The 26,244-nt window shown below is 48.2% G+C and carries 31 protein-coding genes; 16 read left to right on the top strand and 15 right to left on the bottom strand.

Annotated features, from left to right (window positions below):
* The first annotated feature begins 50 nt into the window (after positions 1-50).
* Positions 51-437, top strand: a complete 387-nt coding sequence (locus AC58UX_RS10720) for a phage holin family protein (RefSeq protein ID WP_497252324.1) — start codon at positions 51-53, stop codon at positions 435-437.
* Between the two features lie 141 nt (positions 438-578).
* Here the strand turns inward: AC58UX_RS10720 and AC58UX_RS10715 are convergent, their stop codons facing one another.
* Positions 579-1,883: an NAD(P)-binding domain-containing protein gene (locus AC58UX_RS10715; RefSeq protein WP_497252322.1), complete on the bottom strand. Its 1,305-nt coding sequence runs from the start codon at positions 1,881-1,883 to the stop codon at positions 579-581.
* Between the two features lie 203 nt (positions 1,884-2,086).
* Between AC58UX_RS10715 and AC58UX_RS10710 the strand changes: the two genes are divergently transcribed.
* The 4 genes from AC58UX_RS10710 to AC58UX_RS10695 all read left to right on the top strand — a co-directional run bounded on the left by AC58UX_RS10710 (position 2,087) and on the right by AC58UX_RS10695 (position 5,322).
* Positions 2,087-3,442 carry a glucose-6-phosphate isomerase gene (locus AC58UX_RS10710; RefSeq protein WP_497252320.1) on the top strand — a complete coding sequence of 452 codons (1,356 nt, stop codon included), beginning with the start codon at positions 2,087-2,089 and terminating at the stop codon, positions 3,440-3,442.
* Between the two features lie 165 nt (positions 3,443-3,607).
* On the top strand, positions 3,608-4,249 hold the full coding sequence (locus AC58UX_RS10705) for a YigZ family protein (protein ID WP_497252318.1): 642 nt from the start codon (positions 3,608-3,610) through the stop codon (positions 4,247-4,249).
* A gap of 65 nt (positions 4,250-4,314) precedes the next feature.
* Positions 4,315-4,971: a TetR/AcrR family transcriptional regulator gene (locus tag AC58UX_RS10700; protein WP_497252316.1), complete on the top strand. Its 657-nt coding sequence runs from the start codon at positions 4,315-4,317 to the stop codon at positions 4,969-4,971.
* Between the two features lie 126 nt (positions 4,972-5,097).
* Positions 5,098-5,322 carry a DUF1128 domain-containing protein gene (locus tag AC58UX_RS10695; RefSeq protein WP_497252314.1) on the top strand — a complete coding sequence of 75 codons (225 nt, stop codon included), beginning with the start codon at positions 5,098-5,100 and terminating at the stop codon, positions 5,320-5,322.
* Between the two features lie 134 nt (positions 5,323-5,456).
* On the opposite strand, the gene AC58UX_RS10690 is transcribed toward AC58UX_RS10695, so the two are convergent.
* Both AC58UX_RS10690 and AC58UX_RS10685 read right to left on the bottom strand, forming a co-directional pair.
* Positions 5,457-5,792 (bottom strand): hypothetical protein, encoded by a 336-nt coding sequence (locus AC58UX_RS10690; RefSeq protein ID WP_497252312.1) that lies wholly within the window; start codon positions 5,790-5,792, stop codon positions 5,457-5,459.
* A 21-nt stretch (positions 5,793-5,813) separates the two neighbouring features.
* A complete protein-coding gene (locus tag AC58UX_RS10685; RefSeq protein WP_497252310.1) occupies positions 5,814-6,341 on the bottom strand; it encodes a GNAT family N-acetyltransferase in 528 nt (175 codons plus the stop codon).
* Between the two features lie 90 nt (positions 6,342-6,431).
* On the opposite strand from AC58UX_RS10685, the gene AC58UX_RS10680 reads away from it, so the two are divergent.
* The 4 genes from AC58UX_RS10680 (at position 6,432) to AC58UX_RS10665 (ending at position 9,127) form a co-directional block, all read left to right on the top strand.
* Positions 6,432-7,970: an FAD-dependent oxidoreductase gene (locus AC58UX_RS10680; protein ID WP_497252308.1), complete on the top strand. Its 1,539-nt coding sequence runs from the start codon at positions 6,432-6,434 to the stop codon at positions 7,968-7,970.
* A gap of 125 nt (positions 7,971-8,095) precedes the next feature.
* Positions 8,096-8,425, top strand: coding sequence for a hypothetical protein (locus AC58UX_RS10675; protein ID WP_497252306.1), 330 nt, complete (start codon positions 8,096-8,098; stop codon positions 8,423-8,425).
* A 179-nt stretch (positions 8,426-8,604) separates the two neighbouring features.
* The gene (locus AC58UX_RS10670) at positions 8,605-8,847 is read left to right on the top strand and encodes a spore germination protein (RefSeq protein ID WP_497252304.1); all 243 of its coding nucleotides are present in this window, start codon (positions 8,605-8,607) and stop codon (positions 8,845-8,847) included.
* A 19-nt stretch (positions 8,848-8,866) separates the two neighbouring features.
* On the top strand, positions 8,867-9,127 hold the full coding sequence (locus AC58UX_RS10665; RefSeq protein WP_497252302.1) for a hypothetical protein: 261 nt from the start codon (positions 8,867-8,869) through the stop codon (positions 9,125-9,127).
* Between the two features lie 31 nt (positions 9,128-9,158).
* Here the strand turns inward: AC58UX_RS10665 and AC58UX_RS10660 are convergent, their stop codons facing one another.
* The 8 genes from AC58UX_RS10660 to AC58UX_RS10625 form a co-directional block, all read right to left on the bottom strand.
* A complete protein-coding gene (locus tag AC58UX_RS10660) occupies positions 9,159-9,524 on the bottom strand; it encodes a hypothetical protein (protein WP_497252300.1) in 366 nt (121 codons plus the stop codon).
* A gap of 23 nt (positions 9,525-9,547) precedes the next feature.
* Positions 9,548-10,039: a hypothetical protein gene (locus AC58UX_RS10655; RefSeq protein WP_497252298.1), complete on the bottom strand. Its 492-nt coding sequence runs from the start codon at positions 10,037-10,039 to the stop codon at positions 9,548-9,550.
* An 8-nt stretch (positions 10,040-10,047) separates the two neighbouring features.
* Entirely contained in the window at positions 10,048-10,266 is a 219-nt protein-coding gene (locus AC58UX_RS10650; RefSeq protein WP_497252296.1) for a hypothetical protein, read from the bottom strand.
* 134 nt (positions 10,267-10,400) lie between these two features.
* Positions 10,401-10,844 carry an Hsp20/alpha crystallin family protein gene (locus tag AC58UX_RS10645; protein ID WP_441988858.1) on the bottom strand — a complete coding sequence of 148 codons (444 nt, stop codon included), beginning with the start codon at positions 10,842-10,844 and terminating at the stop codon, positions 10,401-10,403.
* A 109-nt stretch (positions 10,845-10,953) separates the two neighbouring features.
* Positions 10,954-11,247, bottom strand: coding sequence for an alpha/beta-type small acid-soluble spore protein (locus AC58UX_RS10640; protein WP_497252294.1), 294 nt, complete (start codon positions 11,245-11,247; stop codon positions 10,954-10,956).
* A gap of 22 nt (positions 11,248-11,269) precedes the next feature.
* On the bottom strand, positions 11,270-11,719 hold the full coding sequence (locus AC58UX_RS10635) for a GtrA family protein (protein ID WP_497252292.1): 450 nt from the start codon (positions 11,717-11,719) through the stop codon (positions 11,270-11,272).
* Between the two features lie 4 nt (positions 11,720-11,723).
* A complete protein-coding gene (locus AC58UX_RS10630; RefSeq protein WP_497252290.1) occupies positions 11,724-12,734 on the bottom strand; it encodes a glycosyltransferase family 2 protein in 1,011 nt (336 codons plus the stop codon).
* A 380-nt stretch (positions 12,735-13,114) separates the two neighbouring features.
* Positions 13,115-13,720, bottom strand: coding sequence for a DUF2087 domain-containing protein (locus AC58UX_RS10625; protein WP_497252288.1), 606 nt, complete (start codon positions 13,718-13,720; stop codon positions 13,115-13,117).
* Positions 13,721-13,869: 149 nt separating this feature from the next.
* Between AC58UX_RS10625 and AC58UX_RS10620 the strand changes: the two genes are divergently transcribed.
* Both AC58UX_RS10620 and AC58UX_RS10615 read left to right on the top strand, forming a co-directional pair.
* Positions 13,870-14,508, top strand: coding sequence for a futalosine hydrolase (locus AC58UX_RS10620; protein WP_497252286.1), 639 nt, complete (start codon positions 13,870-13,872; stop codon positions 14,506-14,508).
* A gap of 1 nt (position 14,509) precedes the next feature.
* Positions 14,510-15,352, top strand: a complete 843-nt coding sequence (locus tag AC58UX_RS10615) for a 1,4-dihydroxy-6-naphtoate synthase (RefSeq protein WP_497252284.1) — start codon at positions 14,510-14,512, stop codon at positions 15,350-15,352.
* 374 nt (positions 15,353-15,726) lie between these two features.
* Here the strand turns inward: AC58UX_RS10615 and AC58UX_RS10610 are convergent, their stop codons facing one another.
* The 3 genes from AC58UX_RS10610 to AC58UX_RS10600 form a co-directional block, all read right to left on the bottom strand.
* A complete protein-coding gene (locus AC58UX_RS10610) occupies positions 15,727-16,683 on the bottom strand; it encodes a D-2-hydroxyacid dehydrogenase (RefSeq protein WP_497252282.1) in 957 nt (318 codons plus the stop codon).
* Positions 16,684-16,931: 248 nt separating this feature from the next.
* Positions 16,932-17,936 carry an RluA family pseudouridine synthase gene (locus AC58UX_RS10605; RefSeq protein ID WP_497252280.1) on the bottom strand — a complete coding sequence of 335 codons (1,005 nt, stop codon included), beginning with the start codon at positions 17,934-17,936 and terminating at the stop codon, positions 16,932-16,934.
* 103 nt (positions 17,937-18,039) lie between these two features.
* Positions 18,040-19,071, bottom strand: coding sequence for a LacI family DNA-binding transcriptional regulator (locus AC58UX_RS10600; protein WP_497252278.1), 1,032 nt, complete (start codon positions 19,069-19,071; stop codon positions 18,040-18,042).
* A 240-nt stretch (positions 19,072-19,311) separates the two neighbouring features.
* On the opposite strand from AC58UX_RS10600, the gene AC58UX_RS10595 reads away from it, so the two are divergent.
* The 5 genes from AC58UX_RS10595 to AC58UX_RS10575 all read left to right on the top strand — a co-directional run bounded on the left by AC58UX_RS10595 (position 19,312) and on the right by AC58UX_RS10575 (position 25,190).
* A complete protein-coding gene (locus tag AC58UX_RS10595; protein WP_497252276.1) occupies positions 19,312-20,655 on the top strand; it encodes an FAD-dependent oxidoreductase in 1,344 nt (447 codons plus the stop codon).
* A gap of 317 nt (positions 20,656-20,972) precedes the next feature.
* Positions 20,973-21,197 carry a hypothetical protein gene (locus tag AC58UX_RS10590; protein WP_497252274.1) on the top strand — a complete coding sequence of 75 codons (225 nt, stop codon included), beginning with the start codon at positions 20,973-20,975 and terminating at the stop codon, positions 21,195-21,197.
* Positions 21,198-21,285: 88 nt separating this feature from the next.
* A complete protein-coding gene (locus AC58UX_RS10585) occupies positions 21,286-23,049 on the top strand; it encodes a B12-binding domain-containing radical SAM protein (protein ID WP_497252272.1) in 1,764 nt (587 codons plus the stop codon).
* A 99-nt stretch (positions 23,050-23,148) separates the two neighbouring features.
* Positions 23,149-23,574, top strand: coding sequence for a pyridoxamine 5'-phosphate oxidase family protein (locus tag AC58UX_RS10580; RefSeq protein WP_497252270.1), 426 nt, complete (start codon positions 23,149-23,151; stop codon positions 23,572-23,574).
* 113 nt (positions 23,575-23,687) lie between these two features.
* Positions 23,688-25,190, top strand: coding sequence for an IMP dehydrogenase (locus tag AC58UX_RS10575; protein WP_497252268.1), 1,503 nt, complete (start codon positions 23,688-23,690; stop codon positions 25,188-25,190).
* 65 nt (positions 25,191-25,255) lie between these two features.
* Here AC58UX_RS10575 and AC58UX_RS10570 read toward each other — a convergent pair whose 3' ends face one another.
* Positions 25,256-26,218 (bottom strand): type I phosphomannose isomerase catalytic subunit, encoded by a 963-nt coding sequence (locus AC58UX_RS10570; RefSeq protein ID WP_497252266.1) that lies wholly within the window; start codon positions 26,216-26,218, stop codon positions 25,256-25,258.
* Between the last annotated feature and the right edge of the window lie 26 nt (positions 26,219-26,244).

Here is a 26,244-nt window from a genome sequence, read left to right as displayed (position 1 = left end):
ATCTAGAGGGTTTAGTAGCTCTATTCCAAAAAAGAAAGGAGCAAAAACGCATGATCGAAATCAGTTTTAACCTATTCATAGAAGCGCTCGGTGCAATTGCAACTTACGCTTTCGGTGGGTGGAGTGAACTTATAGGGCTGTTCCTCCTGGCGATACTCGTCGATTATGTCACCGGCATTGCCGCCTCGATGAAGGAGCAGAGGAGTCTTGGTTTTTGGGGCCTTGCGCGAAAAGGGCTGATGTTGTTTGTTATTATCCTAGCGCATCGCATGGATATTCTCATGGATACAGACCTGATGATGACGTGCGCGATCTATTTTTATTTGGCAAACGAATTTATTTCGATTACGGAAAATTACGGACGTTTAGGACTGCCGCTTCCTATATTTGTTAAGCAAATGATTCAAGTTTTACGAAGCAAGGGGGAGGGGCTTTGAAATGGTTATTAACTTTTTATTTGCTACTTGGACAAGCCTCACTAGCAGAACCATCAGGTTCGTAATCGGCAGCCGATCCTAGAAACAGCAAAGAACACCGCCTCTTCCCTGTAAGGAAGCACGGTGTTCTATTAGAAGCACCTACACGGCACTCGCAATATGATCCTCAATATACTGCTCTAATTTAATCCGCACGTATGGCGGCAAGCCTGACAGCATACAGCCATAGCGGAAGCTGCGGCCTTCGGTCACGATGCGAATGACGCGTCCTGTGATCGGAGGGAGATCGGCTTCCTGCGGGAAGTGAATGACGACGAACATATCTGGCGCTAGCAGCACATTGGTTGTGATTTGTAAGCCGCTCTCCGATAGATCGAAGAGGGTACCTTCGATGGTTTGTCCGGAGAATGAACCTTCTTGCTCCCATTGATAAATGGACAGCTTGAGGTTAATGTCCAGCTGCACTCGCGTCTTCTTGCGCCGTTCGCGACCTGATAGCGGTGAAGCCGGTTTTCCCGCCTCAACGACAGGCTCGCGAGGCTTAATGACCTGCTGCCCCATCCACTCCTCGTAGCACTTAATAACAGCGCTGAGATCCTCTTCGCCAAAGCCTTTGCTTAGGCCAATTTGGAATAGATTGGTAGCGGATTGCAGCATCGGTGTCGGTAATTGAAATTTATTCGTAATCTCTTGGGCGAGCAGCAGATCCTTCAGCATCAGCTTCAAAGAGAATTGATTGCTGAAATCACGATCAAGAATTTTCTCGCCTTTGAGCTCGACTTGCTTGCTATTGGCTCCGCCAGAACGGGCGATTTCTAAGAATTGGTCTGGGTTAATTCCAGCCTTGGTGGCGATGGATAAGCCTTCTGCAAGACCGGCAAGATTAATGCCTACCATCGTGTTGTGAGCAAGCTTAGCGTAAGAACCAGAGCCGCTCGGGCCGAGGTAAAGTGCTTTGCTGCCAAGTACATGGAACAAATCCAGTTGCTCCTCAAATACTTCTTGGCTGCCGCCGACCATGAACGTAAGCGTACCTGCTTCAGCAGCAGGCTTCGTGCCGGTCACAGGCGCATCAAGGAAGTCGACGAAGTGCGCTGCGAGCTCCTCGGCAAGCTTTTGACTTGTTTGGGGAGATACGGTACTAGAATCAATAATGGTGAGTGCCGGGTGGATTCCGCTCAGAATACCTTGCTCACTATAAAATGTTTCGAGAAGCGCAGCATCATTGCTGAGCATTGTAAATAGGACATCTGAATTACGAGCAACCTCAGCAGGCGTATCGCCAGCTTCAGCCCCTAGTTGCACAAGCTCGTCCACTTTTCCAACAGTGCGATTATACACAGTTACCATAAAACCTTTTTGAATAAGGTTAGCAGCCATGGGCTTTCCCATTGTGCCAAGTCCAATAAAGCCGATACGTTTCATGTCCCTCACCTCTGATTTCATTTTATCATGGGAATTAATACCTGTGAATGACTTTATAGGGACTTTAGTAGGATATAAATGTCTTTTCGCTTACACGATCACTCATCGTGGAATATCATTGCATATAGGTTAGCTCTCTTGGAATATAGGCTCGCTCTCTTGCTTTTAGACAAGCAAATAAGTATGCTAGGAAAAGGTGAAAAATAGAGATGGAGGCGAACCTATTGAGTAAAAAGCTACATTTTGATTACAGTAAGGCATTATCCTTCTTATCCCAGCACGAGGTTGATTACATGTCAGCTCAAGTTGAGCTAGCGCATAATCAATTACATAACAAGACAGGCGCAGGCTCTGATTATTTAGGCTGGGTGGATCTTCCTGAGAACTACAATCGTGAAGAGTTTGCACGCATTCAAGCTTCCGCGAAGAAAATTCAATCCGATTCCGACGCACTAGTTGTGATCGGTATTGGCGGTTCCTATCTAGGTGCGCGTGCGGCACTTGAAATGTTGTCACATTCTTTTTATAACATTTTGCCAAAAGAACAACGTAAAACACCTGAGATTTATTTCGTAGGAAATAATATCTCTTCGACATATGTCACGCATTTGCTTCAATTGCTTGAAGGTAAAGATTTCTCCGTTAACGTCATTTCCAAATCCGGTACAACAACAGAACCAGCGATTGCTTTCCGTATTTTCCGCGAACTATTGGAGAAGAAATATGGTAAAGAAGCAGCTCGCAAACGGATCTATGCAACAACGGATCAAGAGAAGGGCGCACTCAAAACATTAGCGACAGCAGAAGGCTACGAGACTTTCGTGATTCCAGATGATGTTGGTGGACGCTATTCCGTACTAACAGCGGTTGGCTTGCTTCCGATTGCTACAGCTGGTATTGATGTTGAGGCGATTATGAAAGGTGCGGCTGATGCACAGCAAGAGTTCTCTAATCCGAAGCTCAGCGAAAACCAAGCTTATCAATACGCGGCAGTGCGTAACTCCCTGTATCGTAAAGGGAAAACGATTGAGATCCTCGTGAACTACGAGCCATCCTTGCACTTCGTTTCCGAGTGGTGGAAGCAATTGTTCGGGGAGAGTGAAGGGAAGGATTACAAAGGGATTTACCCTGCTTCCGTAGACTTCTCAACGGATCTTCACTCCATGGGACAATTCGTTCAAGATGGTAACCGCATTTTGTTCGAAACGGTAATCCAAGTTGACCAAGTGGCAGATCATATCACAATCGGTACGGATGCAGATGATCTAGATGGTCTGAATTTCCTTAGCGGCAAAACGATGGACTTTGTAAACAAGAAGGCTTTCCAAGGCACGATGCTTGCGCACACAGACGGTCAAGTGCCGAACCTGATCGTAACGCTGCCTGATATGACGCCTTACTCTTTCGGATACATGGTGTACTTCTTTGAAAAAGCATGCGGCATTAGCGGCTACTTGCTGGGTGTGAATCCATTCGATCAACCAGGTGTTGAAGCGTACAAAAAGAACATGTTTGCCCTCTTAGGCAAGCCTGGCTATGAGAAGGAAAAAGCAGAGCTTGAGGCTCGCTTGCAGCAGTAATTAGCATTTCAAAATAAAAACGATCAATCCTATGGGATAGGTCGTTTTTTTGCACCTTATTTTCCATTATTTAGATGGTAAATTTTCTTTCCATATTGTCGAAGTCCAAGCATGTGTGTAGAATATAGTGAAACAGTTGTTTCCTTCTACCGAGAAAGGTTGGCTATGCTAGCACATTACAAAACAATCCATTCGTATGGTTCGTCTGAGATTATCATCAAGAAGTCACGTTTCATCGGTCATGCTAAACCCGTAGAGTCAGAAGAAGAAGCAATTCAGTTTATTGAAGCAATCAAGAAAGAGCACAGATCGGCTACGCATAATTGCAGTGCTTATATCATTGGCGAGCGGGATCAAATCCAGAAGCAATCCGATGATGGTGAACCTAGCGGAACAGCAGGGAAGCCGATTCTGGAAGTGATGAAGCATCAAGGGCTCAAGAATACCGTTGTCGTAGTTACTCGTTATTTTGGTGGCATCATGCTAGGGGCTGGCGGTCTCATTCGTGCGTATACGGATGGCGCTGTGGCAGGCATTGAAGCAGGAAAGCCGATTTATAAAGTAAATCATCAGCTCGTGCTGATTGAAGTCGATTATACATGGTATGGCAAGCTGGAAAATGAACTGAGAAATCAAAAGATGCTGCTAGGGGAAATCGGGTTTACGGACAAAGTGACTGTTCCTTGTTATCCTTTAGCTGCTGAAGCGGAAGCATTCATGAATTGGGCAATTGATGTTACACAAGGTCAAAGCTTGATCGTAGCTGGAGAGAACGAATACATCGATCATGAGAGCTTGCCGGAATAGGCAGGCTCTTGAAAAAAGACAGACACAACGAATTTCATATGAGCTGAGGATGCGGAGGGATAGGAATGGCTAGGAAAGCAGTCGCGCAAGAGCTTAGCAGAGAACGAATTCTTACGGAGGCGCGGGAATTATTCGCTTCTTTCGGCTATCGCGCTTTAACGATGCGAAGCATTGCTAAAGCAATGGGGTACAGTCATGGTGCGTTATATTACCATTTTAATGAGAAAGCTGAATTATTTTATGCACTAATTAAAGACGATTTCGCCTCCTTGCTGCAGCGTCAGCGAGAAATGATTGGTCGTGAGCATGGGTTTAGCGTGAACTTGCTTCAGAAGTTAATGATGGAATTCGTCTGGTTCGGTTTAACCAATCCGAATCACTACGAAATGATGTTTATGATTAACGAGCCTGAACTACAGCAGTACTCGCGCACCGAACAAGCGCAGTGCTTGGATTTGTTTGCCATCGTAATTCGCGAAGTCACAGCTGATCAACCTGGCGCGGAGAGCCGGAAGTTTACGCTCCCGTGGAATTTGTTTATGTCCTTACATGGTCTTATTTCTTATTGTATTCAATTCAAGTTGTCATACGAAGAAGCACGTAAATTAGCGGATGAGCATATTCGCTTGATCTGTGTTAGTTTGGATGTGGATTCGTTAGAATTACAGCGTCCGCTAGTCAAAATGGTTGGGCCGAATGTACGGAAATCATTCGTCATATAGAGGTGAGAAGGAAGCGAGACATTGTGTCTTTGCTTCCTTTTTTAATCCAATAAAACAAACGGTATTTTACATTACCCTATCTGTGCTTTAAAATGATGAAAAGACACCGAGGGAAGGATGATTATCATGAATTTGAATATATGGTCGGAAGAGAACGTTGAGTTTATGTTTGAGGAAATTAAGAAGAAGCTACGCATGGCGACTGGGGGATCCATTAAAGCCTCCAACGTGAAGGAAGAGGTCTACGAGGATCTGAAGGATCTCTATGAGATGGTCGCAAGCAAGGATCGCTTCAGCATAAGCGAGATTGATGCGATTACAACGGAGCTTGGGAAAATTCGTAAAGCATAGTGGATTTGTTGTAAATATTATAAGCTAAAAAATAAGCCGCTGTTTCTGACGTTGAGTCGGAAGGGCGGCTTTTTGCTGCGATTGGCGAGGGGACTGGAACTGGAACTGGAACTAGAACTAGAACTCCATCGGTGCTACTGCTGTCTTCGCATTCCTAAAGCCGACACAAGATATAACAACAACATCACACTAAATAAATTCCAGATACTTGGTACGCTCGCTACCGTCAAGTAAAGTCCGTAGGGAAGTGACCAAACAAAAGCCGCATACATCAGCTTCCTCTTCCTTGTTAATGAGGCGATCAGCCCTAGTCCGGCAGGAGCAACCAACATCACGAGAAGGATTAGCTTTGTATTCATACTTGCTGCACTTTCTGAATAAGGATTCCAAAAAAGGAACCAACAGCAGAGCAGCATGCTACCTATAGAAGCGACGACCCCAACGTAGGAAATTGATAATCTCCATTTCAACGGAACTCCCCCTTTTACCCCTTATTCAGCACCGGCAAGCTCCAATCGCCAATCATGACATTGCATGAAATGGCCAGGTGGATACTCAAATTCACATTCACGCATCAGTGAAAAATGAAGCTTTCGGCACACCGCATTTGATGCGGGGTTGTGAATGGAGGGAAACGCGTGCATCCATCGAAATTTTGCTTCTGAGCTTGCATGGGCAATCGCTGCCTCTAAGGCTGCGCTAGCTATTCCTCGCCCTTGAAAACGGGACAGCACACTCCAACCGACCTCATACACGTTTTCCCCCTGCCATTGGCTGTTCCAGTATCCAATACTGCCCACGACTTCTCGGTTTGGTAGCATAACGATGCTGAACATATGGCCTTTCCCTTTTTCGCTAATTTCAAGGTAGCGTTTGTGGCGAATGAGAAGCTGCTCTTCGGTTTCCGGCCCTCCCAGATGCACCATCATCTCAGGCGCATTGATGAGCCGCAGAAGCTCGAGATCCGTTTCGGACCAAGGCAAGAGGTTAACTTGTGACACACTCACTTTATCTGACATTTTCTCACTCCTAAAGTAAACATGTTGTTTGTTTATACATACTAACACACTTACGAGGACAAAATAGGTGGAAATTGGTAAATAAGGAGTATGAAAATGGTTACCTTACCACAATTCCCACAGTCCTTCTGGCTCGACTCTGTGGACAAGATCCCTCAGTTTCCTAGCCTGACGGCTGATCTTAAGACCGATGTCGTCATAATTGGCGCTGGTATTACTGGGATTACGACTGCATATTTACTCGCTAAGCGAGGTGTGAAAGTCGTCGTTCTGAATGCAGGACCTATTCTAGAAGGTACAACAGGGCACACCACAGCTAAACTTACAACACAGCATGGACTTATTTATCATGAATTTTTGTCCCATTTTGGCGAGGAGAAGACACGGCTTTATTATGAAGCCAATCACGAAGCACTGACGCTTGTCAAACAGACGGTGAATGAGCTAGGCATCGAGTGTCAATTCACAGAAGATGATGCTTATTTGTATACGAGTGACGAAGCTTATTTAAATCAATTACAAGATGAATATTTGGCTTATGGAAAGCTTAACATTCCTGCTGATTATTTGGAATCAAACCCTTTGCCTTTTGCGACGAAATCAGCTATTCGTATGAAAGGGCAGGCTAGATTTAATCCTGTGCCCTATCTGATTCGACTCATTCAGGAGATTACCCAGTTAGGTGGGCAAATATTTGAAGGAACAACAGTCATCGGCGCCACGCACGAGAAGCCTTCTACTGTGAAAACAAAACAAGGGAACCAAGTCATCTGCGACTATGTCGTTACGGCATCCCATTATCCGTTCAACGATATCAAGGGCGCTTATTTTACCCGCCTGCATGCGGAGAAATCTTATGTGATCGCGACTCGTACGAAGACAGCCTTCCCAGGAGGGATGTACATCAACGTGGAGCAGCCGTCACGCTCACTCCGTGCTGTCACCATAGCTGGGGAACCTGCGGTTTTGATAGGCGGCGAGGGGCATAAGACAGGGCAAGGGCTATGCACCCACCAGTATTATGAAAATTTACAGAAGTTCGGGGAGGAGACGTTTGGACTCCAAGAGATTCTGTATCGTTGGTCAGCGCAAGACGTGTTCACGCTAGATAAAATGCCTTATATCGGGCAGCAATTCTCCGATGCTCCTCATCTCCTCATGGCGACTGGCTATCGCAAATGGGGGATGACGAACAGCATGGTCGCAGCGATGCTGAATACGAAGATTATCCTAGGGGAGCAAAGTCCCTACGAAGACGTATTCACACCGCATCGTTTCCATGCGGACCCTAGCGTCAAGACATTTGTCATGGAGAACGCGAATGTTGCGAAGCATTTTGTAGCTGGGAAGTTTGATTTGCAGCATAAACACCCAGAGGAGCTGTCGCCTGATGAGGGATCTGTCGTCAATGTAAATGGCAAGAGAGCCGGCGCTTATCGAGAACCTAATGGTGAGCTTCACGTGGTTGATACAACTTGTACCCATTTGGGGTGTGAAGTCGAGTGGAACGATGCGGAGCGAACATGGGATTGTCCATGCCACGGTTCCAGATATTCCTTCCAAGGCGATGTGATTGAAGGACCGGCGAAAAAAGCGCTAACCAAGCTAATCATCGAAGAACAAGCCTAGGCAAGCAAATCAAGGACAAGAGCGTATTTTTGCATAAAAATGGACAGCTATCCATGCGATGTTACCCCAATAGCCATACACTGTAGAGCAATGTATCTCTGCTCACGTGAAGGAGGTGGACGTTCGTGGCATCCAGAATTCGTAAAGAAGACGTTCGCAAATTGGTCGGAAAAGATATTTTAGCCGTTAAGAAAGACGGCACACAAGTAACGGGTAAGTTAGTACGGATTAGCGGTAACACATTAATTGTAGCTCCACAAAATGGCAAAAAAGTGCAAATCAAAGCGATTATCCCATTGGTTTTATTTGATTTGTTAGCGATTGGTACTGCACCTTATGCGTATGGTGGCTTTGGTGGTGGCTTTGGTTATGGTGGAGGCTTTGGCGGTGGCTTTGGAGGCTTTCCGTATGGCGGTGGCTTTGGCGGCTTCGGTGGTCCAGGACTCTGGTTCTGAGGATGATCGAAATCGAAACTCTTTCCTTTGGGGAAGAGTTTTTTGTTGTTTTAGAAAGGGAACGAAGGCGCCCGCACCAATCGGCAGCCCCCTGAATAGGCTAACATACAGGTTAACAGACGGTGCCCCGAATTGAGGGTAGAAGCGCTGAAACTAACCGCAAACAGGGAGTGAGCAGCATGCCGAGTTCCATCGTGTTTAACATGATCAATATTAATAATCAGAATACGAATGCAACGGTCGGGATCGGAGAGAATGCACAATCCAGCTGGGATTCTCATAGTAAAAACAATTACGGCACCGGTGAATTCATCGGTAATTCGATCGCCTGCAACTTCGTCAATACCATCTTTGATAATGACTTTATCGATGCTCCAATTAATGATCAGGACTTTAAACCAGCCATAACGAATCAAGCTTAGCGGAAGGGTGGCCCAAGGAATGCTGAATCTGCCTGGACCTTTAGACCCGCCGCTGATCCAATTTGATGCGATTCACGTCAACTCCATAGCTGATGGATCTGGAATATTCATCGGCACGAATGCTCAGGTGAATTGGACAACAAGCGGTAAAAGTAATAGCGGCCTTGGTGAAGTGAGTGGTGAACATAACTTGGTGTGGAACAATGTGAACACTGTTTACGATAACGATATCATCGACGCACCATATACCAAGGGTGATTTGATTATTGGACGTGTTTGAAAAACAAGTAAAAAAAAGCTTCGCAACAGCCTTAATCGGCCGTTTGCGGAGCTTTTGTCGTTCCATCTGTCGTAGCATCTGTTGATGCATCTGCCTGTTCTGTTGATGCTGCGGTGCCGGCGGTGAAGCCCGACGCCTGTGCTTGCGAAGTAATCATCTCCTGCAGCCACTCTGGCGTTTCGTTATCACCGACATTGAGCATATCGAGGAAATCCGAATCGTTTAGCATGGAGCGGGTACCGACCAGTTGATTATGATCGCCTTCGACGGCACCGAAGCCTTGAACGGTTTTTTGATTGCTTTGAAAATCGGTTGGCCAATTATTTCCCATATTGATACAGGATGCACTTTCGACAGAACCAATGCGGATGGAGCCAATAATAAAAGTCGGGGACATGAAAGAAGACACCGTAAATCACCTCATTCTCGCACTTTTGACGACTGTGGCGGTGTGTATCGGTAGCCGGTTGAGGTTCGCTCAGGTCCTGAACCCTCATGCACGGATGTACTGTCGGCAGATCTCTCAGGCCTTGACTCTTTGGTCACCTGAGAACGCTGAAAAGCTTTATCTACAGCTTCGTCCTGCGCTTTTCCATTCGGTTTAGCTCCAAAATTATTCCCTAAATTCAACGAGCCGCTCAGTTCCTTAATATCGAGTTGATCGAGTCGAAAGGTTAAATTTTCAAGCACAGGCTGATGGACGTGAAGGTTATCGATATGAATGCGCGGGTGCTTGGCTGACATGTCAGCCAATTGTTCTTCGAGCTTCCGCAGCCGCTGCTCTAATAAATGGACGGTTTGCGTGTGCAGGGAAGACGACACAGTCTCGTTTCTCAGAAGAGAGGATCCTGCTAAAGGCATGGAAGATGATCCGGACGGCGGCCGCGGCGCTTTCTTTTTTTGAAACCACATAGGTAAGGTCAGCTCTTTCGTTTATTCGGTTTAAAATCAAATGTATCATTATCTAGGACCGTGTGCTTCCCGCCTATCACCGCATTGTGATCACCTGTCAGTTCACCGATCCCTTGATTCGTCTTGGCTGAATGCCGCCTTCCGCTAATCCGATTGCTGCCCTTGTTCACGCTGGAATTTTCCGTTATGTCATCAATATGAATGGATTGAAATTGAATCCGAACCATCGTCATTCCCTCCAAATCCTCAATTTCGCCAGGTCTTTCTTTATTTATATGGGGACAAACGCAGAATCATTTCTTTTTTTGCAAAACAAAAAGATCACCTTGCCCCCATGAAGTGGAGTAGGTAATCTCTTCGGTTACGTAAACTGTATGGGGATGACTTTCTCGCCACCCTCCGGAGCAAGCGGAATCCGAATGATAAGCAAGCCATTATGATACTGCGCTCGCATCTGATCGGTCAAAGCTCTGCCAGGCAGGCGAATTGCGCGCTCAAATGTGCCAAAATAACGCTCAGACAGCCGCATTTGCTCGTCACTGACCTGATAAGGACGAACGAGCATGCCTCGGATCAGGAGGGACTGGTCGCGAAAAGATAGCTGAATGTTCTCAGGGGATGACAGTCCTGGCACCTCAGCGACTACGACGAGTTCCTGTGGCGTCTCGTACATATCAACTCTTGGACCAGTTAGCGGAATAATACTGGCAATGTCCTGCCAGAACTCGGGGCCAAGCACATCGCCGGCCTGTGCGGACAGTCCCTTCCAATCGGGTTTTGACGAACGGTTGCCTGGAGGATTCATCTGCCATCATCACCTGACTTCACCATTAAAAGTAGAGCTGCAAGCAGCTTGCTACTAGTTTATGTACTCAGGAGGCGGATTATGGCTGACTCCTTCATTCTGGCCTTACTTACTGCTGCGGAGACCGCCCATTCGCTAGCTGCTGCTGCGCCATACGTACGAGCTCCTTCACCATCGCACCTCCGATTGGACCGCCGACCCTGCCGGCGTCTTCGGAGCTGAGTTGTCCATTGTAGCCTTGCTGCAAGGGAACGCCGAGCGTACGAGCGACCTCGTATTTCACAAGATCAGGACGCTCTGGGTTCACCGCATATCCTTGGTTTTGCATGACGTGAGCTTTCAAAAGCCCTAAGCCATGCTCGGATCCGGGCACCATGGCCCGGTTTCTTCGTCTTCGTGACATCGTCTATCACCTCTTTTTGGTGTTAGGATGCCCTGTCACTCGAGGGTTCATGAGTACGGAAGGTGAAATATTTATGCCCAACATAATTGGCAATGGTGTATATTCCATTTCCGACTAGAATGGCTCCATTATGGAGCCAACCCGTACGGGCATTCGTTAGATAGGAGCCTAGCGCTTCGGCAAGAAGCCAGCTAATTCCATAGGAAACGAAATAGCAGACGAGGATCACCAGGACGAATTTCCACCAACTGCTGCCAATGCTAGCTTTTGAGCGGAAGGTAAACGAACGATTAAGCACGTAGCTCACGACGGCGCCGATCGTATTCCCTCCAAATGTAGCAACCCAATAGTTAAGATCAAATAAGTTAAAGAGAGCAAAGCTGGCGGACAAGCCAACCAACGTATTCAAAACGCCTACAAGTAAGAAGCGCACGAAGCTGCCTGATAATAAGTTTTTTATAGAAAAAGTCATCCCATTACCGCCTTGCAGTTACAGGTTTAACCGCCTGCGAAGTGACAGCTTCATTTTGCAGAGCGTGCTCCGTTAATTCCTTTTCGATCACAAACAGCGGACGCTGCTTCACTTCTTTATAAATTTTACCTATGTATTCGCCGATCAAGCCGAGCGCAAGGAGCTGCACGCCGCCGATGAACCATACCGAGAGAACAAGGGATGTCCACCCCGTCACGTTCGCACCTAAAAACTTGCCCACAATCGCATAAACAGCTGCTACAACGCTCATTGCAAAGAGAACAAAGCCCATCACCGTGACGAATCGGATCGGAGTTACACTAAATGAAGTAATGCCATCGAAGGCAAAAGCCAGCATTTTACGCAATGGATATTTGGATTCACCAGCGAATCGTTCTTTTCGGTCATAATAGACCTGAGTTGAGGGAAATCCTAGCAAAGGGACTAACCCGCGAAGGAACAAGTTAACCTCTTGAAATTTCTCTAAATTATCAAGGGCGCGTTTGCTCATTAAGCGGAAATCCGCATGATTGTAATGGATTTTTACACCTAATGATGTCATGAGTTTATAAAAGCCTTGAGCGGTAGCACGCTTGAACAACGTATCTGCTGAGCGATCCTGACGAATGCCGTAGACAATGTCGTAGCCTTCATGGAATTTAACGAGAAACTCACGAATGACCGCAGTATCATCTTGGAGATCAGCATCGATAGAAACGACACAGTCGGAATACGCTTTCGCTTTCATAAGCCCGGCGAGCAGGGCGCTTTGATGACCGGCATTTTTCGCAAGCTTAAGTCCTGTTACGAATGGATTAGCGAGATGGAAACGCTCAATTAGCGGCCATGTTGCATCTTTACTGCCATCGTCTACAAACAAGACCGTACTACCTTCGGCAACCAATTCATCTGTAATTAGCGCATCTAAGACCTCGCTGAGTTGAAAAACCGTTTCTGGGAGAACTTCTTCTTCGTTATAACAAGGGACCACAATGGTCAAAATCGGTTTAGACACAGTACCTCGTCTCCGTCCTAAATAGGTTGTAGATGTCATGATATAGCTTAAGATTTAATTATAGCTAAAAGGACTGGAAAAAGTAAGCGGCCAGAACGTAAACCAACGTCCCAGCCGCCATGATGCTATTTATTTATATTACCAGCCAAACCCGAATGTACTAAGAACGATAACCAAAAGGACGTATAGAACGAGGACTACAGCAGTGCTTGATCCAGTACCGCAACCACAACTCATGTCAATCCCTCCCTTCACAAAATTACTATATGTCATTCAACTAGTGGTTGCATGGATGAATGTCCCGTATACGTCATAATTATTGGGCAACGTGTCCACTTTTGGAGAGGAGATCTAAGGCCTGTGAGGGACGTTAAAGATGGCTACGATAATGTCTCCCATTTTGCCCACATTTCCCTCGGATTCAACTCGTAGACTTCACTTTCTCGGAACATAAACTGGTGCATAATCAACTCTCGGCGTAAGGTAGCGAAATCGGGATGAAAGTTTTTGAGCATGGTGTTTAGTTCCTTTTCGGTGTAGGCGCGTCCTTTTTCAAGTTCAGCAATGAGGTGCTCGAGGACAATAAGCTTCTTCTTAAGCTGCGCAGGAATGTGTTTGAGTTTGCCGTCGTTTGTGAAAAAGTTTTTTAGAACAGACTGCTTGAGACTCGAATTTTTGTCTGTGTGATCCATAGCAGCGGGAACCTCCTTTTTATTTTTAAAAATAAGGTCAGCAGTCGCTTGACCATGACTGCGAATGAAGGCGTCATTTAATGCGAAATAAATGGTGTTTTTGTCTCGACGTTCATGAATCAGGTTGGCTTCGCGAAGCTTGGAAGCATGGTGGGTAACGGTTGCAGGCGTCACACCTAGTTTCTCAGCGAGAGCTTGCCCATTGGATTCGCCGTCTGCTAACAAGATGAGCATACGTATACGCGTCGCATCGGACAGTGCTTTGTGATAGGTGATGATTTTATCTAATTGCATAGGACGATTAACTCCTCAACTAACTGATTTAATATATATCTAATTAGATAATATTTAAATTAGGTGAACGTGTCAAGCGCGAAAGTTTCCTTCTGGACAGGGGTCATGTAAAATACAAGTATAGAAGTCAAAGCTTAAAGGGGAAAACAATGCGAATACTTGTCATGACAGCAGTCGCTCCCGAGCGAGATGCTATACAACGCGGTCTTGGTCAGGATAGCCGATTCGAATATGCATTAGCAGGCGTGGGTCTTGCCGCAGCAGCAGTGAATGGTGCCCTCGAGCTTGCGAAAGCCGACTATGACCTGTTGATTATCGCTGGCATCGCTGGCGGTTTTGTAGGTCAAGCGGAGGTCGGCTCGCTTGTGATCGCGAGCGAAATCATCGCCGCCGATCTAGGTGTAGAGCTGCTGGACGGCTTCAGCAGCTTGGACGAGCTGGGCTTCGGCTCAACGCGTATTCGCGCCCAAGCCGACCTCGCCCAGCGGGTCACGGCGGCGCTGCAAGCCGCCGGTCTGCAGGCGCAAGCGGCGCCGGTGCTCACGGTGGCCACAGCCACCGGCACAGCGGCAACCGCCGCTGCGCTTGCGGCGCGCGTACCTGGCGCTGCCGCCGAAGCCATGGAAGGCTTCGGCATAGCGACAGCTGCGCAGCAGCGCGGCGTGCCTGTGTTGGAGATCCGCGCGATCTCCAACGCGGTCGGCCCACGAGACCGAGACGCCTGGCGGATCGGTGATGCCTTGCAAGCTCTAGAAGCAGCAGGTTCAGTCTTAGCGGAGGTGCTTTAACATGAAAATAGCGTTCTCACCATGTCCGAACGATACGTTTGTATTTCACGCCTGGGCGCATGGCTTAATCCCAGGCGCACCAGGACTCGATGTCCTCTACGCGGACATCGATATCACCAACCGTCTGGCTGCCGAAGGCATGGGGCCAGACGTGCTCAAGATCTCTTACGCAGCACTCCCGTGGGTGCTGCAGGATTACGCCCTGCTGCCCTGCGGCGGCGCCTTGGGCAGAGGCTGCGGGCCGCTTGTGCTGACGCAGCCAAGCGACGGCCTTGCGGCTGACCCGGCGGCCCTTAGCGGTCGTCGAGTAGCCGTGCCAAGCGAGCGCTCGACCGCGTACTTACTGTTCCGCCTCTGGGCGGAACAGAACGTGCCGGGCGGCGTAGGCGAAATCGTGGTCATGCCGTTCCACGAGATCATGCCCGCTGTGCGGGACGGCCTCATCGATGCCGGCCTCGTTATTCATGAAGCGCGCTTTACGTACCCGTCGTACGGGTTAGCGCTTCTAACGGATCTGGGCAGCTGGTGGGAGTCCGACACCGGGCTGCCAATCCCGCTGGGCGCCATCATTGCGCGGCGCACCATGGATTTGAAGGCGCTCGCCGGCTGGGCTCGCGCCTCGGTTGAATACGCATGGGCGCATCCGGAGGCTTCGCGTGACTACGTCATGCAGCATGCGCAGGAAATGGACCCGCAGGTCGCGCAGCAGCACATCGACCTGTATGTCAATGAGTTCACCGCTGATCTCGGCGATAGCGGTTATGGCGCTGTTTTGACCCTGCTCCAGCGCGCAGCTGAGACAGGTCTTGTGCCGCAGATGGATTATGCGGCTTTACTGAAATAGCTTATTTTGAAGTATCCAAAGAAACACAAAGGGCTGTCTCTCCCTGTAGATGAAATCTACTTGGAAAGACAGCCCTTTTTTAACATATAGGAATTTAAATGTTTTGCGTTCTTTTAAGCGAAGCTAGTTGTAAAAGATGCAAAAAGACACTTATTTTTTGAGAAAGTGGTGAAACGGAGGGAAATAAGTGCAAAAGTGCAACCTTTTGGACCGAAAAGGTGCTCAGAAGAGACATGGCGGCGGAAATAGTTGCCTATTTGCAAAAAAATTGAATCGAGCGGTTCAGCCGCTAGAAAAGGATGCCTTTTTGCAATTTTGCAGCCTTCACAGCTGCATGCAAGAGAGGACCCCGATCTCCTGCCGCCAATTCCACGCTACCCAATCACATTCACCAACCGACCCTCGACAAACCCGCGTGCATTCCGGCTCGCAACATCCATCAACCTTGCTCGCGCTTCCTTCGTTGCCCAAGCAATATGCGGCGTAATAATCACATTCTGCGCATGCAGCAAAGGGTTATCTGGCTTCGGAGGTTCAACCGTTAAGACATCAAGTCCGGCTCCAGCGATGCGCCCCTCATTCAAAGCTTGCGCTACATCGGCCTCATTGAGCAGCCCACCTCTGGCTGTATTAATTAGAATAGCCGACGGTTTCATCAAAGCGATCCGCTCCGCGTTAATCAGCCCATTCGTTTCCGGTGTCAGCGGACAATGCAAACTAATCACATCTGCACGCTGCAGCAGTTCCTCAAGCGATACCCATTCGATGCCTTCCACAGGCTCTGGTTCGCGGCGTCCACTACCTGTGGCTATGACCTTCATGCCCATCGCCCTAGCGATGAGTGCGGTTTGCTTGCCGATTTGACCTAGTCCGACTAGACCCATCGTTTGACCGTTTAACTCCATGAGCGGGGAGACACTATAGCTGAAATCGATTGACGCAGCCCAATCCCCCTGAAGCACACTGTCGCTATGGCGCTGCACACGATGGCAAAATTCCAACACCAACGCAAAAACCAACTGAGCCACCGAATGCGTGCTATATGCAGGAACATTCGTAACGACAATGCCTTTCTCCTTGGCAGCATGGACATCTACAATATTGTAACCAGTAGCCAAAACACCGACATACCGCAGCTTCGGCAGCTGTCCCAGGGTTTGCGCGGAGAGAGGCGTTTTATTCGTCAGCACCATGTCTGCGTTAGCCGCACGCTGGGCGATTTCGGACTCAGCGGTCCGCTCATACACAACTAGCTCCCCAAGAGCCTCAAGCTCGTTCCAGTCCAGATCCCCCGGATTTAACGTAAATCCATCAAGTACAACAATGTTCATCTATGTACATCCCCCAGTCTACGCTTACAAGCATTTACACTCTTTCGCTTTCTTCCTCAATCTCCCGGTTTCCGCTCTCCGTTCTTTCGCTTTCTTCCTCAATCTCCCGGTTTCCGGTCTCCGCTCTTTCGCTTTCTTCCTCAATCTCCCGGTTTCCGCTCTCCGTTCTTTCGCTTTCTCACTGAATCTCCGGTTTCCGCGCTCAATCTCTTTCCCTCACCGGTCTCCAACGTGCCTACATTCACACCTTACTTCTTCACACCCGGCTCCTTAAAAGGGTTCAAAAACACCTTCGGAATATGCGTCTCAAACCGCATCAACTGCCCAGTCGTCGGGTGCACAAAAGCGAGCACACGCGCATGCAGACCAAGTCGATTGATCTCCTTTGATTTGGAGCCATATTTTTTATCGCCAGCAACGGGATGCCCGATGTCCTGCATATGGACGCGAATCTGGTTCTTACGTCCAGTCTCCAAGTTCACCTCAAGCAGCGAAAAGCTCTTGTTCGCTTGCAGCGTTTTGTAATGCGTGACCGCATGCTGTCCGTCGTTCGGGTACGGCGTTGAAAACATTTTGAGCGATTTCGCATGCTCCTTGAGCCATGAAGTAATCGTACCCTCTGGCTTGCGCACCATGCCTTCCACTAGTGCAACGTAGGTCCGCTCCTTGACGCTCTCCTGCCAAGTGTTCTGGAGGTGCTGTTGGACTTGTTCATTTTTGGCAAACATCATCACACCGGATGTGTCTCGATCTAGGCGATGAACGACAAAAATCCGCGCCTTCGGATCATGATTCCGCACATGCGCCGTGAGCTGGCGATAGGCTGTAATTTGATTTTCTTGCGTGTCCGTCGCGATGGATAGCAAGCCAGCATCCTTTTGAATCACAATGACATCGTTATCTTCGTGCAAAATCGTCATGCCTGCCAGCGGGATATCCTCTACGACTTTATCTTTGTTAATCGTAACCGTCATTTCGGGTTGCAGGGGGTAATTATATGCCGTTACCGCTTTACCATTTACAGCGACTTGTCCGCGGGCAAGAATGGCTTTTACTGCGTTTCGGCCTAAGCTCGAAAGCTTTTCTAACAAAAAGGGTAGAAGCTCAGTAGGCTCCTTCACCGTATACTGACGAGTGCTCGACTCCTGGCTTACTTTAGCTGTTTGCGAGTGCTGGCCTTGCGGTTTATGAGAACCGAATTTGGGTTTAGAGTTCGGGCTCCCTTTTGGACGTGAACCTGGTTTCTTTTGCATGAAAAAGTCCTCCTCTTGCGATCGCTTACCTTCCGGTCAGATCATTTGACCTTCAATATACCACGTTCATAAAAGCAAATGAAATGCTTAGCGCGAAGCTTTCCTACCCCTGCAATCTCTGAATCGTACTCCCCGTGAAAAAATCCCCCTGCAGCCGCACATGCTCAAAAGGTAAATGCGGATTCGCAATCCGCCATAGCATGCGATCCGCTGCACGATAGCCAGCCTCTCGAATCGGCAGTTGTGGGCGAGAGCAGAGAGGCAGCGTGTCGATCTGCTCATTCAGGAGTGCAACCAGCGAGCATTGCTGCGGCACGTTCACCCCTAAGCGACGAAGTGTGTGGTACACAGGTGCAGCTTCTTCGTCAATGCCACAAATCACAGCTGTTGGCTGATGCCGCACATATTTTTGCTCAAAATCAACCAACCACCCCTCTGAACCATCTCGCTCTATCGCATGGTCCTTTGGATCAACTGCCACACCAGCTTCTTTCATCGCTTCGTTAAAAGCCTGCCAACGGATGACGAATCCGCGTTGATCTTTCGTATCACCGACATAGAGGATGTTCCTGTGGCCCATTCGCACGAGCCTTCGCACGGCCTGATAGACAGCCTCATAGACATCCCAAATGACACTGTCGACCTTGGACTCCGGCGGCGGAAAATTCAACAAAATTCTAGGGAGCTGCAGCTCTATCAGCTTTTGCTCCAACAAATCCCAGTTCATCCGTGGTGCGATAAACACCCCCTCTGCATAGAGCAGTCCTTGATCCTCAGCCCAGTCATCGAATTGAGAGGGCTTCAATTGAGGCGGTATGAGCAGCGGCTGTACCGTGTGTCCAAATTCCATGAAGCGTTCATGCAAGCCTTGCAGCAGCAAGCGGTTGAAGTTCAACGACTGTTTGTTCTGGACGAGCACAAACCTGCGCTGGACGACGGGATACGGTGAGATGAGATCCTGCTGTAAGGTTTGTTTCTGGTCTTTGGTCATGTAACCAAGTTCACGTGCTAGTTTGAAAACTTCACTTCGTGTCTGCTCAGACATGCCGGGCAGTCCGCGCAATGCTTTGGATACCGTTTGTATAGTCAAGCCTAGCTGATCCGCTAAGTCATGGAGTGTAATTCGTTTGCGCATACGTCTGAGTTGTCCCCTTTTCTGAAATATAGCATTTATATGTTTCACATGATAAGTCGGCTATATTTCTCCATAAACGCACTCGTCCTAAGAGGCCGGCGTAGCCGTTTATTTTGCTACCATCTGTATCTTTAATTTTAAACTAAATTTAAACTAAAAAGAAGGTTATTTTTAAACTACACTTAGAGAGAAGAAACGTATGCGGCATACCCATAAATGAGCAAAAGGGAGCGAATTCAGATGATTAAACAGATAGAAGCAGATGTGGTTGTAGTAGGGGGAGGACCAGCGGGGGTAAATGCAGCGATCGCAGCAGGCCGAAGTGGGGCCAAAACTGTTCTCATAGAAAAATACGGCTTTATCGGCGGGATGTCGACCGCTGCGCTGGTGTATCCTTGGATGACGTTTCACACCACGGATGGCAAACAAGTGATTGCCGGGCTCGCACAAGAAATCATTGACCGTCTCATGGCGATGAACGCATCCCCAGGACATCTTCGGGATACCGTTGGATTTGTAAATACGATTACTCCGTACCATCCTGAAATATATAAGGTTTTGGCTGTCGATATGTTAAAGGAAGCGGGCGTTAAGCTGCTTTTCCATAGCTTTGTGGATCATGTTGAGACGGTGGACAATCGCATTCAATCGGTGCAGCTAACGTCCAAGTCCGGCAGAATTGATGTCAGCGGCAAAGTGTTTATTGATACAACAGGTGACGCTGATCTCGCGTATCTGTCTGGAGCGCCGTGCTTAAAAGGGCGTGATGGTGATAAAGCCACACAGCCAATGACCATGAAATTCAGAATGCGCGGTGTGAATCTGCCTGCCGTGAAACAATACATGATCGATCATCCTGACGAGTTTTATAAAAAGACGCCTTTCTCCGAGCTCGCTGATCTCCCTCTATCTGGTGTACTAGGCTATTTCAAACACTGGAAGGAAGCGAATCTTCCGATCAATCGCGATCAAGTGCTGTTCTTCACAGGTCCAGAGGACGACGAAGTGCTGGTCAATACTACGCGTGTGCAGGGGCTGGACGGCACCAATGTGGAGGATCTGACAGAGGCTGAGGAGCTTGGACGCAAGCAGGTGCTGATGGTCGCTGAGTTTATGCGCAATAACCTGCCGGGCTTCGAAAAAGCTTCGATTTCCAATGTTGGCGCACAAATTGGTATTCGTGAAACACGTCGGATCGACGGTCAGTATGCGCTGCAGGTGGATGATGTCGTGCAAGGACGTCATTTTGATGACGTTATCGCACGCAGCGGCTACCCGATCGATATCCACGATCCGTCTGGCAAAGGCGTAACCGCAGCTTGGGTCAAAGGGGACGGCGCCTACGACATTCCTTACCGCTGCCTGCTGCCGCAAAAAATCGAAAACCTGCTCACCGCAGGTCGCTGCATCTCCACCACGCACGAAGCGCTGGCGACGACGCGCCTCACGCCAAGCTGCATGGCCACGGGCCAAGCCGCAGGCTCCGCAGCGGGACTCGCTGTGAAACACGGCTTGCTTCCAGCGGAGATCAACATTGCTGAATTGCAGGCCGTCCTTGAGAAGGATGGGGCTTTGTTGAAGTAATTAGTTGTTCAATTCAATTTAAATTTAACGTGAAAACCTACAGTTAATTTTCTGAACTTTTGACTTTTCTCCACATTACATGGAAAACCTCCAGCTATTTTTCAGGCTTTTTCCGCTTTCGCGGTAATTACCTGAAATTAACGGGAGGTTTTCCATTTATTTCACTATATTAAGCGAAAATCACGAAATTAGCTGGAGGTTTTCCAGTTAACTCCGTGTTAGGGGCAGGAGGGATGGAGGTTTGGCGTCCGAATACCTCCCCTCAAAACAGGGAATACTTGCATACACATCCTAACCTGTGAGAGAGGCGAGTCCCTATGCTTTTATACCAATTAACCCAATGGTTTGAAGAACGCACGACGTTGCAGCAAGCACTGCAGCATGAGCCGCTTGAATCGGCCGGAGAAATCCACCAGAAGATTCAAGAGGTGGAGCAGCAGCTATATTCCCATGCGGAACGCTGGAAAAACGCCATCGAAGAAGCCTCCTACCTGCAGTTCCCCTATGAAGTCCCGCATCTGGACGATGACATGGTCTTATAATTTGCGTTGTCTTTCCTTTGTATTTCCTCCGTTTTCGTGTAGAATTAGAAGGCACGATAACCCAAGAATAGAACGAGGTTTTTTTCATATGAAAGTACTTGTATCCACACTGAACGCCAAATTCATTCATACCTCCTTGGCTTTGCGCTATCTGAAAGCGTTCTGCGAGAAGGATTTTGATGTTGAAATATCCGAATATACGATCAAAGACCCCGTCATGAATGTTGTCTCTGACATTTATCAGAAGGCGCCAGACGTGCTGGGCTTTTCCTGTTATATATGGAATATCGAAGAGACGATCCACATTATCAAAATGATCAAAAAAATCAGACCAGAAATCCTCATCGTCCTCGGTGGACCTGAGGTTTCTTATGATACGGACTACTGGATGGAGCGCATTCCAGAGGTTGATTTCATCGTCATGGGCGAAGGGGAAGAGACGTTCCACCAGCTGCTGACCGAGATTTCAACAACGCGCAAATACCACTTCGTGTATGGCCTTGCTTACCGCAAGGAGCAAGAAGTCGTGCTCATGCCGGGCAGACCGAAGCTGAAGCTGGATGATATCCCGTCGCCGCACCGCTTCAAGGAAGATCTTCCGAGCCTAGCCAATCGTGTTGTTTATTTTGAGACGAGCCGCGGCTGTCCGTTTTCCTGCCAATTCTGTCTATCCAGTATTGAAGTGGGTGTGCGGTATTTTGACATGGAGCGAACGAAGTCGGACCTGCTGTACCTCATTGACTCCGGCGCGAAGCTGATCAAATTCGTGGATCGTACATTTAATATTAAGCGTGATTATGCGATGGAAATCTTTGAATTCCTTATCCAAAACCACCGCGGCACCGTGTTCCAATTCGAGATTACGGCGGACATCATGCGGCCAGAGGTTCTAGACTACCTTGCTGAAAATGCGCCTCCAGGCACGTTCCGTTTCGAAATCGGTGTGCAATCGACGAATGACACGACGAATGACCTCGTGCAGCGCAGACAAAATTTCTTCAAGTTGAGCCGTACCGTTTCTAAGGTGAAAAACAGTCTCAAAATCGATCAGCATCTCGATCTCATCGCCGGACTGCCGGAAGAGGATTATAACTCGTTCCGTAAGACATTTAACGATGTTTTCGAGCTAGGACCGGAAGAGCTTCAACTAGGCTTTCTTAAAATGCTGCGCGGCACAGGGATGCGTAACGATGCCCATAAATATGGCTATATTTATATGGATCACGCCCCTTATGAGATTCTCGGCAACGACATCCTGCCGTTCACAGACCTAATTCGCATCAAGCGCGTAGAGGATGTGCTCGAAAAATATTGGAACGCCCACCGGATGGATCACACGGTGAAGCACCTTATCGCCAAAGAGTTCGCTTCGGCGTTTGATTTCTTCCAAGAATTCGGCGACTTCTGGGAAGGTCGCGGCTGGCAGAAGATCGGGCATCAGCTCGAGGATCTGTTCACGCGATTACACGAGTTCCTGCTGCATCGCGGAACGAAAAACATGCACATCATCGAAGGCCTGATGAAGCTCGACTACTTCCTCGGCCATAAATATAAGCCGCGCAAAATCTGGTGGGACTTCACCTTGGAGAAGTCCGAGCAGAATGCGTACCTCAAGCTGATCGCGGAGCAGCCTGAGCTCGTCAGCGGAGACTTCCAGAGCCTCCGCATCAACGAAAAAGACCTCCACAAGCATGCCATGCTTGAGGTCTTGCCGTTCGCTTTGCAGACGTATCTGCAAAGCGGCGAACTCGACGAAAGCAGCAAGGAGCTGCTTGTCGTTCACTTCCCGCCGGACGCACAGAAGCCGGCGTCCTACTACACGATGCCGCTGCAGCAGCTGGCCACCATCTAACAACCCTGCCCCTCACGATCATCGTGAGGGGTATTTTTCTTGCGATCTGGGTAAATTAGGAGAGTTAAAGCAGATTGAGAAGAAAGAGGAGAGCGAACAATGATTGAAACGAAACACACACAACTTGAAGAACAAATCATCCAGGTACTGAACGCCAATCAGGTGTGCTCCTTCGCTACGATTGACGGTAACAAGCCGAAGGTACGCTATATGGCCTTGTTTCACGACGGTTTGGAGATTTATTTAACGACGAGCAAAAAAACAGATAAAGTCGAAGAACTCCAAGATAATCCCCATGTGCATATTCTTGTGGGATATGACGGGAAGTCTACGCCTAATATTTTGCAAATTCAGGCTACAGCAACGATTTCTTCGGATAATGCTCTTCGGGAGAAGCTCTGGACGGAGGAGATGAAGCAATGGTTTGAGGGGCCGCATGATCCTAACTATGTCGTAATGGACATTTCTCCTTCCTATATTGAGTATTCGAGTCATGGCTCCGAGCCGCAAGTTTGGAAGAAATAACGCCAGAATCGTAGCTGACTGAACATTTCCCTAAAAAATCCATTGACCACAGGCAAGGTTCAGTGATAAGATTATAAAAATTTACCTATGGATCAAAAGGAGGAAATTGTAAAGTGGCTACGTATTATATGGAACCATCGCGTACGTTTAGTGAGTTTTTGTTGATTCCTAACCTGACGACGAAGGCATGTACACCGGCGAACGTAAAGCTGAAGACCCCGCTAGTCAAGTTTAATAAAGGTGAGGAGCCTGCAATCTCACTGAATATCCCGTTTTCTTCTGCTGTCATGCAAGCTGTATCCGATGACGGAATGGCTATTGCTTTGGCGCGTAGTGGCGGGATTTCGTTCATTTTTGGCTCTCAGTCGATTGAAGAACAAGCGCAGATGGTGCGCAAGGTAAAAGGGTACAAGGCTGGTTTCGTCGTAAGCCGCTCCAACTTGACACCTTCTCATACACTTAGTGATGTGTTGGCATTGAAAGAAGAGACAGGCCACTCCACAGTTGCGATCACAGATGATGGTACAGCGAACGGAAAATTGCTGGGGATCGTAACAGGTCGTGACTATCGCAAGAGCCGCGACTCGCAAGATCGTAAGATTTCGGAGTTCATGACGCCTTTTGAGAAATTAATTTACGGCAAATCAGGGATCACATTGTCCGAAGCGAACAATCTCATTTGGGATCATAAGTTGAATTGCTTGCCGATCGTTGACGATAACGGGCAGCTGGACACGCTTGTTTTCCGCAAGGACTATGATGAGCACAAAGAGAACCCGATGGAGCTTCTAGATAAAAACAAGAGCTACATTGTTGGCGCAGGGATTAACACGAAGGATTATACCGAGAGAGTTCCAGCACTTGTTGAAGCGGGTGTAGATATTCTTGTTATCGATTCCTCGGACGGTTACAGTGAGTGGCAGCATGAGACTGTGCAATATGTGAAGCAAAATTTTGATGTCAAAATTGGTGCCGGTAACGTCGTTGACCGTGAAGGCTTCCGTTACCTAGTAGAGTCCGGTGCAGACTTTATTAAAGTAGGGATCGGCGGCGGTTCTATCTGTATTACGCGGGAACAAAAGGGTATTGGCCGCGGCCAAGCTTCCTCTGTTATGGAGGTTGTTGAAGCAAGAGACGAGTATTTCAAAGAAACAGGTATCTATGTTCCGATCTGTTCCGATGGTGGTATCGTACACGACTACCATGTTACCCTTGCTTTGGCGATGGGCGCTGACTTCGTGATGTTGGGCAGATACTTCGCACGTTTCGATGAGAGTCCAACTCGTAAGCTCAAAGTCGGTAACAATTTCGTGAAAGAGTATTGGGGCGAAGGTTCCAATCGTGCTCGTAACTGGCAGCGATATGACACAGGCGGCAAAAGTAAGCTTCTGTTCGAGGAAGGCGTGGATTCCTACGTTCCTTATGCGGGAAGTCTGCAAGAGAACTTGGACAAGACACTTGGTAAAATCAAGTCCACGATGTGCAACTGCGGTTCATTGTCGCTTGATGAATTGAAGCAAAATGCAAGAATCGCGCTCGTATCCGCAACATCACTCGTTGAAGGCGGAGCACATGACGTGATTCTAAAAGAAAGCAGCCTAACGGAAGAACACTAATAGCGAGAAATAAAAAGCTCTCTGACCATGCCGTATCGCGGCGGATCAGAGAGCTTCTTTCATACTTAGAGATAACTGCGAATAACCGTCATGGTGCCTTCTAATGAGTAGCTGCCCAAATCGGCAGGAAGCAAGAAGCAATCGCCAGGTTTCGTGGCAATTTGGCCATCAGCCCATTGCAGCGTTCCGTTGCCGTCCGCGATAACGAGGATAACGAAGCTGTCAGGCGTTGTGGTAAGCTCCCATTGCGGACCTACAAGCCCTTTTTCTACTGTGAAAAAAGGAGAGGACGCGAGCGTCAACCATGTGCCGGTTTCTGTCATATTGGTTTTCATACGTGTAGAGCCTGAGCCTTCATAGGCGATCACGTTGAGGGAATCCTCGATGTGCAGCTCGCGCAGTTTGCCATCTAGACCAGGACGATTATAGTCATACAACCGGTATGTCGTATCGGAATTTTGTTGAATTTCAGCAACTAGAACGCCCGCGCCAAGTGCGTGTACCGTTCCAGCAGGTATGTAAAAGGAATCGCCAGCTTGAACAGGAACTTCTTGCAAACAGTCCATAATGCGGTTTTCCGCAATGGCTGCTGCCAAGCTTTCCCGTGTTACGCCTTCATTCATGCCGTAAATGATTTTGGCACCAGGCTTCGCATCGAGAATGTACCACATTTCTGTTTTGCCAAGCTCGCCAGCGGCAAGGTTCTCATAGTGATCGTTCGGATGAACTTGAACGGACAGATCGTCCTCACAATCTAGCAGCTTAATTAATAGAGGGAATCGACCGTTTTTCTCGGAAAAGCCTTTCGTACCGAACAACGTTTTACCGTATTTCTCACGAATCTCATCCAGACCTAGGCCTGCCAACTCGCCATTGATGACTTTCGTAGTGCCGTTCGGGTGATCCCCGATCATCCAGCCTTCGCCAATCGCGCCTTCTGGCAGCTCAAAGCCGAATCGTTCAAGGGTTCTGCCTCCCCAAACACGTTCTTTCATTTCTGGTTGAAATTGCAGCGGGTATGACTTCAAAACAATCCCTACTTTCCCCTAGTATT

The sequence above is a fragment of the Paenibacillus sp. J22P90 genome (genome assembly GCF_059692195.1).
The sequence above is the reverse complement of the archived record's forward strand: the minus strand, read 5'-3'. Positions and strand labels throughout refer to the sequence as shown.